Below are 10,521 nucleotides of genomic sequence, written 5' to 3'. Positions count from 1 at the left end.
CAATCCTGCTGCTGCACAGTTGGCCCAAGATTTAATGAGATCCACCCCGTCCGAGAAGAGCCAGGTCACTCTCGTTGCGTCACCACTCTCTACCGTTTCAGAGGTCATAGCGAAAGAGATTCAGCAAGGTCTCAACGTGGGATTTATAGATATTAGTTCAGTAAAGGTTAAGCCTGTACTAGAGGTTTCAGCGCTTGATCTCGATATGTCTTACTTTCTGCCGAGCCACCCTATGGCGGGCCGCGAAGTTGGGGGAGCTGAGTCGGCGCGAGCAGATCTCTTTCAAGGTCGGCCTTGGATTATCGACTCCCGAGGGGTCCGCGCGGAGCTACTCGAGGTAGGTCGAGAGATTATCGAGATCTGTGGGGCACATCTGATCGATATGCCGGCTGCAGAACATGATCGAGCAGTCGCCCTCGTCTCACACCTTCCGCAGATTATGAGCTCAGCATTGGCTGCCACCCTAGAGGGAGCGCCAGCCCAATGGCTCGATCTGGCTGGAACAGGACTGCGCGATACAACACGAATCGCAGGATCAAACCCCGTCTTATGGCGAGAGATCCTTGTTGCAAATCAAGAGGCGCTGACGCCCCTCTTAGACTACGTCATTGAAACCCTGAAGAACCTTCGGCTATCTCTCTCATCGCAGAGTGCGGTGGATGAATTTATGAAGAGCGGGAACCGCGGCCGTTCGATGATTCCTGGAAAACATGGAGGAGTTGCTCGTAACTACACCTTCTTGCCAGTGGTCATTGAAGATAAACCAGGTCAATTAGCAGCCCTCTTCGATGAATGCGCAAACGCACAAGTCAACGTTGAGGATCTGACTATCGAACACTCGCCAGAGCAGTACACAGGATTAATAACTCTCGCGCTCTCTCAAGATGATGCAGAGAAGTTGTATCGCCATCTCATAGCGCAAGGATGGAGCGCGCATTCACCTCGTTAAGTGGCGAGCGTTTCGCAATTAGTGCGAGATAATAGGAATGTAGAGCTGTCGACAAGTAAAGAGAAAGGTTTGGGTTAAACATGATTGTTGTTGCACTTGATGGCCCAAGCGGAGCTGGTAAGTCGTCAACCTCAAAAGGAATCGCAACTCGCGCGGGATGGAATTATCTAGATACCGGCGCCCTGTATCGCGCCGTTGCATTAGTCGCACTTGAGATCCAGAGTGATCTTGCAAAAGATATTTTGGCTTATCTTTCAGTCAATCGAATTTCGTTTCACGCAGATCCTAAGAGCCCGAAGATTTTTCTAGGGGAGCGGGATATCTCTGAAGAGATCCGTACGCTGCACGTCACAAATAAAGTTTCCATCATTGCAGCAGATCCTGATATTCGTGCAGAGTTACTTCTTCTTCAACGTTCCATTATTGATTCTTGCGAACGTGGCATTGTTGTAGAAGGTCGCGATATTGGAACTGTGGTCTGCCCTGATGCTGCATTGAAGATTTACCTCACAGCCGATATCGATGCGCGAACATCAAGACGTGAGAGTGAAATTGCAGATGCTGCTGTCTCAACAGAAATGGTCGCGCATTCGCTTACATCACGCGACGAGCTCGATTCCTCGCGTAAAACAAGCCCTTTAGCAATGGCATCGGATGCTGTTCATATCGATAGCACCGAACTCAATCTTGAAGAGACTATCGAACGAGTCTGGGAACTTCTTGTAGAGCGATCTTTACTTGGTTTACCTATCGTGGCAATACTTGGCCGACCTAACGTTGGTAAATCAACTTTGATTAACCGTTTCCTTGGTCGTCGTGAAGCAATTGTTGAAGATACACCTGGCGTTACTCGCGATCGTGTTCAATACGAATGCGAGTGGGGCGGTCGTCGCTTTATTGTGATGGATACCGGAGGATGGGAATCGCGTCCCGATGGAATTTCGATTGCAATTTCAGCAGGCGCAGAGCTCGCAATGGAAGAGGCAGATATTCTTGCATTTGTCGTTGATGCACAGGTTGGCGCACTCGATGAAGACGATGTCATGGTGCAAGAACTTCGAAAGGCAAAGAAGCCAACAATATTAATTGCCAACAAAGTAGATGGCGACAATGATGAAGCTGATGCACATGCATTATGGAATCTCGGACTCGGCGAACCACATTTTGTTTCCGGTCTTCATGGTCGTGGGTCAGGTGATCTCCTAGACACTATCGTGAAATCACTTCCAGAAGTTGGACGGGCACAAACTCAAGATGGATATCGTCGAATCGCTTTGATTGGACGACCTAATGTTGGTAAATCAAGTTTGCTGAATGCTCTTGCTGGAGAGAATCGATCGATTGTTGATGATGTTGCAGGAACAACTCGCGACCCTGTTGACTCGCTGATTGAAATTGGTGGTCAGGTTTGGCGATTCGTTGATACTGCAGGAATTAAGAAGCGCGCAAATCAAGCAAGCGGAACTGATTACTATGCAACGCTTCGTACTCAGACAGCTCTAGAGCGATCTGAATGTGTTGCCCTTGTTCTCGATGCGTCAGTTCCAATCTCCGAACAAGACCTCCGCATCATCTCTATGGTAGAAGATTCCGGAAAGGCGATGGTTCTTGTATTAAATAAGTGGGACCTCGTCGATGAAGATCGCCGTGACCAACTTGAGAAGGAACTTGACCGCCACCTCGGCCATATCGAGTGGGTTCAGCGAGTCAATGTTGCTGCCAAGACTGGCTGGCATAGAGATCGTTTGGCGCCAGCTCTTCGTACTGCACTCTCCTCGTGGGAGAAGCGCGTTCCAACCTCGAAACTCAACTCGTTCCTTGGCGCCCTGATCGGAGCGACGCCTCCGCCGGTTCGCGGAGGCAAACAACCGAAGGTTTATTACGCAACGCAGGCGGGCATTGCGCCTCCCAAGTTCGTGGTCTTCTCCTCTGGATGGATCGAAGCTTCCTATCGTCGATTTATCGAGCGTCGCCTCCGTGAAGAGTTCGGTTTCCCAGGAACCCCGGTACAGGTCGCGATTCGAGTCAAGGAGCGCGAGAAAGAGTGAAGAAGTACCTGACGATCCCCAACGGCCTGACAGCATTGCGCGGCCTTGGAGTTCCTCTCTTTATCTGGCTCGCACTCGACCTTCACGCTGATGGTTGGGCGATTCTCGTCCTAGCAATAGGCGGGCTGACTGACTATCTCGACGGAAAGCTCGCTCGGATGTGGAACCAAACATCTCGATTCGGTGAGCTGGCAGATCCTGCAATTGACCGCATTTACATCCTGGCAACGTTGATAGTTCTCTATCTCCGTGGGGCTCTCCCGTTATGGTCGATCCTCCTTCTCCTTGGGCGCGATCTAATACTGGGTCTGGTCACGATAGCTCTCACCCGTAAAGGTCTACCTCCACTGAAGGTTACCTACATGGGTAAGGCGGCAACCTTCAATCTTCTCTATGCATTTCCGCTTCTGCTTCTCGCTCTCGATTCCTCTTGGGTTGGCACAATGGCATTCATCTTCGGATGGGCCTTTGCAATCTGGGGAATTGCGCTCTATCTCTTCACAGGTGTTTCATATTTCCGCAGCGCAATGAAAAGTATTAGAGTGCGGCCATCTGATCGCATCATCTCTATCCAATAAGATAGAGAAAAACATAGAAGAGGACGCCATGTCACAGATTCCTGCTGAGCTTCAATATACAAAAGAGCACGAGTGGGTTGCACAGACTGCAACTGCAGGAACGATTCGAATGGGCATTACTGATTTCGCTCAAGGAGCGCTCGGTGACATTGTCTATGTTCAAATGCCAAAGGTCGGCGAAGCAGTGACAGCCGATAAAGTCTGTGGTGAAGTCGAATCTACAAAGTCAGTCTCAGAGATTTTTTCGCCAGTAACTGGCACAGTGGTTGCAATCAATGATGCACTTGTCAATACTCCAGAACTTGTCAACTCTGATCCTTATGGCGCCGGCTGGTTAGCTGAAATCTCAGTAAGTGGAGAGCCAGCAGTGCTTTTGAGCGCGGCAGAATATGGAAATATTACTGGCTGACGCCAGCTTGATAATTTTTCAACAACTCTCTACTGTCAGCCTCAAGTTGAAGGTGAGCCCGTTTTACTAGGTTTCACTGGGTAAGAAGTTCACGAGGGGAGTATTCATGGAGAAGGCAGTTCCATCCCATGAAGCAACTACCACTCTCCATCTCGGAGTCCGATCTGTCGCAGATTCTTCCCCTGTTGCGCTGATTGAAAAGCTCATTGCAGAGTCATCTGCCGAAGAGCAAGAGGTACTCCAAGGTGTCATGAACGGTTCTGGCGAGAATGCGATGGTCTTTATTCATCGCGGACCTTCTCGGGGTGCTCGTTTTCTGATCACTCCAGAAGGTTCAACAATCGGACGAGCATCGTCAAGCGATATATTTCTTGACGATGTCACTGTCTCTCGCACTCACGCAACCATTAAGCGTGAAGGCTCAGGATATATCTTTACCGATTCGGGAAGCCTCAATGGTTCCTATATCAACAATGTACAAACATCATCTCATCAGCTCAGCACTGGCGATGAGATTCAGATTGGCAAATTTCATATGCTCTTTATTAGTAGCACATCAGCATCAGGGGAGAAGTAAGTGAGCGTTCCAGCACGTGCCTATTTAAGTATCGGTGAAGTATTAACAAAGTTACGTGGCGATTTCCCTGATATCACCATCTCAAAGATTCGCTTCCTTGAATCTGAGGGACTTATCGAGCCACAGCGCACACCTTCTGGCTACCGTAAATTTACAAGCAATGATCTTGAGCGCCTTCGCTACGTACTTCTTGCTCAGCGCGATCAGTACTTGCCGCTCAAGGTGATTAAAGAGAACCTTGATGCACTCGATCGTGGATTAACTCCGACCCCACAAGGCATTGCAGTACCACGCCCAACACTTGGCTTGGCCACGATCGACGGGGAAATTGCGCCATCGACATTTGGCGAGCAGTCAGAGATGCGTCTCTCTCGCGATGAACTCATCCACGCTTCTGGCCTTGAGGATTCACAGCTCGTCGAACTTGAATCATTTGGTCTCATCACACTTCGTGGACGTCACTACGACGCTGATGCACTTTCGGTTGCTAAGGCTGTTGCTGAGATGGCATCTTTCGGAATTGAAGCGCGTCACCTGCGTTCATTTAAAACAGCGGCAGATCGCGAGATTGGTTTGATTGAACAAGTCATCACGCCATTTACACGTCAGAAGTCATCTGAAGCGAAGGCTCGTGCAGAGGAAGTTCAGAAGGAAATCGCAGCTCTCTCAGTGCGCCTTCATGCATCGCTCGTGCGCAGCGGACTTAACCGCCCACGCTAAATGTTTACTCTGGTTGAAGTTGTCGGCGTCCGAATTGAGATGCCTTCTAACCAACCTATTGTTCTCTTAAAAGAGGTGGAAGGTACAACCTTCCTTCCCATCTGGGTCGGGTCGGTTGAAGCTACCGCGATTGCATTCGCCCAACAAGATCTTCGCCCCGCCCGACCATTAACTCATGACTTAATCGTCGATATTTTGGAGAGAACTTGTTCAACGTTGACTGCTGTTCATATCACAGAGATGCGCGATGGAATCTTCTACGCAGAGCTGCAGATGCGTAACGTAGAAGGTCCATTAGCTCCGCTTTCAGTCCGTCCATCTGATGCGATTGCCATCGCTCTACGCACCAAGACCAATATCTTGGTCAATCAGGATCTCTTGGCGAGCGCCGGAATCCAGATTCCAGCTGTCGCGGCAGGGGAGAGCGAGCAAGAAGTCGAGGCCTTTCGCGAGTTCTTGGACCATATCAACCCCGAAGATTTCGCCTAATACGATTAAAACTGTAAACCTCAAGTAGAGGTTTTGAGCGTGTCGCTCCCAGAGCCCAGGTGGCGCCGGAAGTACCCTTATGCCATTCCACCCCCTTGGAATATTCCTTTAGAAGGCGAGCCCCCCCTCGTGACAGAACAAGATCTTCAAATCGGCTATCGCGGCGCCACAGCCTGCTCTGCTGCAGGTATTACCTATCGCCAGCTCGATTATTGGGCGCGCACTGGATTGGTGGAACCATCCATTCGCACAGCTCACGGTTCTGGAACTGCACGTCTCTATGGATTCCGCGACATCCTCGTTCTTAAAATTGTGAAGCGCCTTCTTGATGCTGGCGTATCTCTTCAAAATATCCGCACAGCAGTCGATCACCTTCGGGGTCGTGGAGTGACAGAGCTTGAACGCATCACACTCATGAGCGACGGTGCATCAATCTATGAATGTTCTAGCCCTGATGAAATCGTCGATCTCTTGATGGGCGGTCAGGGCGTCTTCGGAATTGCTGTTGGAAAGGTCTGGCATGAAGTTGAGGGATCACTCTCAACCTTGGCTGGAGAGTTTAATGGCGAGCTCGTGGGTGGCGAAGGTAACGATGAACTCTCGCTCCGGCGTAAGGCTAAAGGGGCTTAATTCGCAATATATTGCACCCACTTATTCACATAGTTAGTGGGGTTACGTTGTGAGCCGTTCATTTGAAGATCGTCATATTGGTCCAACTCACTTCGACGAAGCATCAATGCTCCAGGCTCTTGGCTACAAAGATCTCACAAGCTTCATCGCAGATGTCGTTCCATCCAACATTGCCATCAATGGAACCATTGAATCCTCGCTGGGAGAGGGCAAGAGCGAAGTTGAAGTCATTGCTGAACTTCGTGAGATCGCATCTGAGAATCAAGTCTTTCGCTCACTGATTGGAACTGGATATTACGGAACCATTGTTCCGCCTGTCATCAAAAGAAATGTTTTAGAAAATCCAGCGTGGTACACCGCCTACACACCATACCAACCAGAAATTTCGCAAGGACGCCTGGAAGCCCTCTTTGCATTTCAGACAATGGTCTGTGAGCTCACCGGACTTGATATCTCTAACGCTTCAATGCTCGACGAAGGAACTGCAGCAGCGGAGGCGATGACACTTGCCCGCCGCGCATCAAAACTGAGCGATGACGCCGTCTTTCTGATTGAAGAGCATGTACACCCTCAGACAAAGGCGGTCGTCCTCACACGCGCGAAGCCACTTGGTATCAGAGTTGTAGAAATTGATTCAGGGCATATTGCTCGCGATGGATATGACGGTGAGTTCTTCGGTGCACTTGTTCAGTATCCAGATACAACAGGCGAGATTATCGATTATTCACAGTTCGCAGAATTCGCACATTCACGTGATGCGCTTGTCATTGCAGCAACGGATTTACTGGCCTTAACCCTGATTAAAGCACCAGGGGAGTGGGGTGCAGATATCGCGGTCGGAACATCTCAGCGGTTCGGTGTACCGATGGGCTTTGGTGGTCCACACGCAGGTTTCTTGGCGGTTCGCAATGGTCTTGAAAGATCGATGCCAGGTCGCCTTGTTGGGCAAAGTATTGATGCGACTGGAAAGCCAGCTTTCCGTCTTGCACTCCAAACTCGCGAGCAACATATTCGTCGCGATAAGGCGACGTCGAATATCTGTACTGCGCAGGTGCTACTCGCAAATATGAGCGCCTTCTACGCGATGTATCACGGACCGGCTGGTCTTCGTTCGATTGCACTTCGTGTTCATAACTTCGCATCCCGTCTTCGCAAAGCATCTAGTTCACGTAACGATGTTGTCTTTGACACTGTCACGATCGATGTTGAAGATGCAGCATTAATTCATGCAGCGGCAGCAGCGAAGCGGATTAATTTTGCACGTGTGAGCCCAACTCAGATTCGCGTCTCGTTTGATGAAGAGACCACAGAGGCAACTTTTGCTGATGTTCTCTCTATTTTGGGATTCGCTGATACAACAGGGGAGAGCCTTCCTCAATCTGTCGTACGCACTTCCAGTTTTCTGACACATCCAGTCTTTAATACAAACCACAGCGAGACCGGAATGATGCGATATCTACGCAACCTTGCTGATCGCGATCTCGCACTCGATCGGACGATGATTCCGTTGGGTTCCTGCACAATGAAACTCAACTCCGTAACAGAGATGGAAGCGGTCACCTGGCCTGAGTTTGCTTCATTACATCCATTTGCTCCCGCAGAGCAAAATCAAGGTTCTCGCAAATTGATTCAACAACTTTCAGATTGGCTTGTTGCGATTACTGGCTATGACGCAGTTTCGTTGCAGCCCAATGCCGGTAGCCAGGGTGAGTTTGCAGGGCTTCTTGCAATTCGTAACTATCACGATTCGCGTGGGGATTCTGCCCGCAATATTTGCTTAATTCCTTCCAGTGCGCATGGAACTAATGCCGCATCTGCCGTTATGGCAGGAATGAAAGTTGTTGTTGTTGAATGCGACGATAAGGGAAATGTTTCAGTCGAAGATTTGAAGGCGAAGATTGCGGCACATGCTGACGCACTTGCCGCACTCATGATCACTTATCCATCTACACACGGAGTCTTTGAAACTGCCGTCTCTGAGATTTGTGGTCTAGTCCATGAAGCAGGGGGACAGGTATACGTTGATGGTGCGAACCTCAACGCTCTCGTAGGACTTGCTCAGCCAGGAAAGTTTGGTGCAGATGTTTCACATCTCAACCTCCATAAGACATTTGCAATTCCACATGGCGGCGGGGGACCAGGAGTCGGTCCGGTGATATCTCGCGCTCATCTAGCGCCCTTCCTTCCCAACCACCCACTCGATGAACTTGCAGGTCCGTCAACAGGTCCTGGTCCAATTTCAGCTGCACCATTTGGTTCAGCAAGTATCTTGCCGATTTCCTGGGCGTATATTCGTCTGCTCGGTGGCCCAGGACTTACGCACTCAACACAGGTTGCGATTTTGTCAGCTAACTACATGGCAGCTCGCCTTGCGGATTCTTATCCAGTTCTCTACACAGGTGCCAACGGTCGCGTTGCACACGAATGCATTCTGGATATCCGCGGTCTCACTAAAGACTCTGGCGTTACAGTCGATGACATTGCAAAGCGCCTCATGGATTATGGATTCCATGCACCCACGATGTCTTTCCCTGTAGCCGGAACTCTGATGATTGAGCCGACCGAGTCGGAAGATAGTGCTGAAATCGAGCGCTTTATCAATGCGATGATCTCAATCCGGGCTGAGATTCAGGAAGTCATTGATGGGAAGGTTGCCGTAGAAGCATCAGCGCTGCGCCATGCCCCTCATACTGCCCGCTCGGTGACCGCGACCGGCTGGGATAGGGCTTACCCAAGAGAGAAGGGGGGCTATCCAGCGCCCCTGGATGGCTTTGTCAGCGGCGAAATCATCGGTTCTCGGATGAAGTATTGGCCGCCTGTCGCTCGTATCGATGGCGCACACGGCGATCGAAATCTCATCTGCTCTTGTGCACCGCTCGATGACTTTAGATAACGGGAAACTTCGCCTGAGCAGGGGTAGGGTCAGATTACTCTGACTTTACATAATGTAACTTATCGGCATTAGGTTTCACTGCACGAGCCAGGCCCCAGAGCGTTGTCTGCCATAGCGCCTCAAAGACTATTGCTTTACTCATCTTTGAAATTCCATTGCTTCGCTCGACGAAGGTAATCGGTACTTCACGTGTAGAGGCACCAGCTAAATCGCTTGCCATCGCCATCTCGATTTGAAAACAATATCCAGTGGCCGTCATGTGCGATAAATTGAGTTTTCGAAGGAGCGCAACTGAGTAGATTCGAAAACCGCCCGTTAAATCATGGAGCGGAATTCGCAGCGCTATCCGGGCGTATGTAGTGCCTGCTCGGGATAGTAATTGGCGGGTTAATGGCCAATTAACCACAGATCCTCCGGCGATCCAGCGCGTGCCGAGAGTTATCGACAATTCAGAGGAATGCTGAGCATCCATCATGGCTGGCAAATCTTCAACTCGGTGAGATCCATCGGCATCCATGGTGATGACATGGGTGTACTTATCGTTCTTAAGAACTTCAGCAAAACCCGCACGATATGCGGCACCTAATCCGGCCTTTCCAGGGCGTCGCAACACGCGAACCCAAGGAAAGTGAAGATTATCGACAATATCGGCAGTCTTATCTGGAGAATTATCGTCGAGAACAATCACATCAAAGTCGCGTTGATTATGTAAAGCAGATAGCGAATTTAGAAGTTCAACTATTGCAATTGATTCGTTGTAGGTGGGAATCAAAATTACGTGTTTCATACTCTCCGAAACCATCCTTACCAACCTAAGGCAGAAATTAATCGATCCACACTTGCCCCCAAACCATACTCCTCCTTCATCTGGTAAATCTGAGAGAGATCGACAGGTTTCTTCGGCTTTGCGATATCCATAGCGGGTAATGCGACATCTCTCGCGCAGTGCACCAGAGTTGGAGCAATTTTCAGATACTCCTCCCCTGCGATGATTTTCTTTGCAAGCGCAGAAGGTAGGGCTTCATGTCCTGATTGGGCAGCAGCAAGTGCTTCATCTGTGGTTGCAAAATGGTTTGCTATGAGCGCCGCACCCTTTTCACCAATACCCTTAACACCAGGTAGGCCATCGGAAGGATCGCCGCGGAACATGGCAAAGAGTGCATAACGATCACCTGGGATTCCGTACTTATTAGCTACGAACTGGGTATCGACTAGATCGTGATTGGTG

The 10,521-nt window shown here is 49.9% G+C and carries 11 protein-coding genes; 9 read left to right on the top strand and 2 right to left on the bottom strand.

The features are described 5' to 3' along the window. The 9 genes from ACKOVI_RS05330 to gcvP all read left to right on the top strand — a co-directional run. Positions 1-949, top strand: a 949-nt coding sequence (locus tag ACKOVI_RS05330) for a prephenate dehydrogenase/arogenate dehydrogenase family protein (RefSeq protein WP_509603039.1), incomplete at its 5' end; no start/stop codon positions are given. Positions 950-1,029: 80 nt separating this feature from the next. Beyond that, positions 1,030-2,997, top strand: a complete 1,968-nt coding sequence (gene der, locus ACKOVI_RS05325; protein WP_509603038.1) for a ribosome biogenesis GTPase Der — start codon at positions 1,030-1,032, stop codon at positions 2,995-2,997. After that, positions 2,994-3,575 (top strand): CDP-alcohol phosphatidyltransferase family protein, encoded by a 582-nt coding sequence (locus ACKOVI_RS05320; RefSeq protein ID WP_509603036.1) that lies wholly within the window; start codon positions 2,994-2,996, stop codon positions 3,573-3,575. Before der ends, ACKOVI_RS05320 begins: the two co-directional genes overlap by 4 nt. A 28-nt stretch (positions 3,576-3,603) precedes the next feature. Next, entirely contained in the window at positions 3,604-3,984 is a 381-nt protein-coding gene (gene gcvH / locus ACKOVI_RS05315) for a glycine cleavage system protein GcvH (protein ID WP_509603035.1), read from the top strand. Positions 3,985-4,090: 106 nt separating this feature from the next. Then, positions 4,091-4,561 (top strand): FHA domain-containing protein, encoded by a 471-nt coding sequence (locus tag ACKOVI_RS05310; protein WP_509603034.1) that lies wholly within the window; start codon positions 4,091-4,093, stop codon positions 4,559-4,561. Next, positions 4,562-5,281, top strand: coding sequence for a transcriptional regulator FtsR (ftsR, locus tag ACKOVI_RS05305; RefSeq protein WP_509603033.1), 720 nt, complete (start codon positions 4,562-4,564; stop codon positions 5,279-5,281). It abuts the gene before it with no gap. After that, entirely contained in the window at positions 5,282-5,770 is a 489-nt protein-coding gene (locus ACKOVI_RS05300; RefSeq protein WP_509603032.1) for a bifunctional nuclease family protein, read from the top strand. 129 nt (positions 5,771-5,899) lie between these two features. Next, positions 5,900-6,400, top strand: coding sequence for a MerR family transcriptional regulator (locus ACKOVI_RS05295; RefSeq protein ID WP_509603031.1), 501 nt, complete (start codon positions 5,900-5,902; stop codon positions 6,398-6,400). 106 nt (positions 6,401-6,506) lie between these two features. Further along, positions 6,507-9,293, top strand: coding sequence for an aminomethyl-transferring glycine dehydrogenase (gcvP, locus tag ACKOVI_RS05290; RefSeq protein ID WP_509603040.1), 2,787 nt, complete (start codon positions 6,507-6,509; stop codon positions 9,291-9,293). A gap of 34 nt (positions 9,294-9,327) precedes the next feature. Here gcvP and ACKOVI_RS05285 read toward each other — a convergent pair whose 3' ends face one another. Then, a complete protein-coding gene (locus ACKOVI_RS05285) occupies positions 9,328-10,080 on the bottom strand; it encodes a polyprenol monophosphomannose synthase (protein WP_509603030.1) in 753 nt (250 codons plus the stop codon). Between the two features lie 17 nt (positions 10,081-10,097). Then, on the bottom strand, positions 10,098-10,521 hold a 424-nt coding region (locus tag ACKOVI_RS05280), incomplete at its 5' end, for a 5'-3' exonuclease H3TH domain-containing protein (protein WP_509603029.1).

This window comes from Candidatus Planktophila sp., from assembly GCF_046070465.1.
Lineage (GTDB): Bacteria > Actinomycetota > Actinomycetes > Nanopelagicales > Nanopelagicaceae > Planktophila.
The sequence above is the reverse complement of the archived record's forward strand: the minus strand, read 5'-3'. Positions and strand labels throughout refer to the sequence as shown.

Bases quoted from the DNA above. Each gene is read 5' to 3' on its own strand.
- der (WP_509603038.1), top strand. From the start codon at position 1,030: ATGATTGTTGTTGCACTTGATGGCCCAAGCGGAGCTGGTAAGTCGTCA.
- gcvH (WP_509603035.1), top strand. From the start codon at position 3,604: ATGTCACAGATTCCTGCTGAGCTTCAATATACAAAAGAGCACGAGTGG.
- ACKOVI_RS05310 (WP_509603034.1), top strand. From the start codon at position 4,091: ATGGAGAAGGCAGTTCCATCCCATGAAGCAACTACCACTCTCCATCTC.
- ACKOVI_RS05300 (WP_509603032.1), top strand. From the start codon at position 5,282: ATGTTTACTCTGGTTGAAGTTGTCGGCGTCCGAATTGAGATGCCTTCT.
- gcvP (WP_509603040.1), top strand. From the start codon at position 6,507: ATGCTCCAGGCTCTTGGCTACAAAGATCTCACAAGCTTCATCGCAGAT.
- ACKOVI_RS05285 (WP_509603030.1), bottom strand. From the start codon at position 10,080: ATGAAACACGTAATTTTGATTCCCACCTACAACGAATCAATTGCAATA.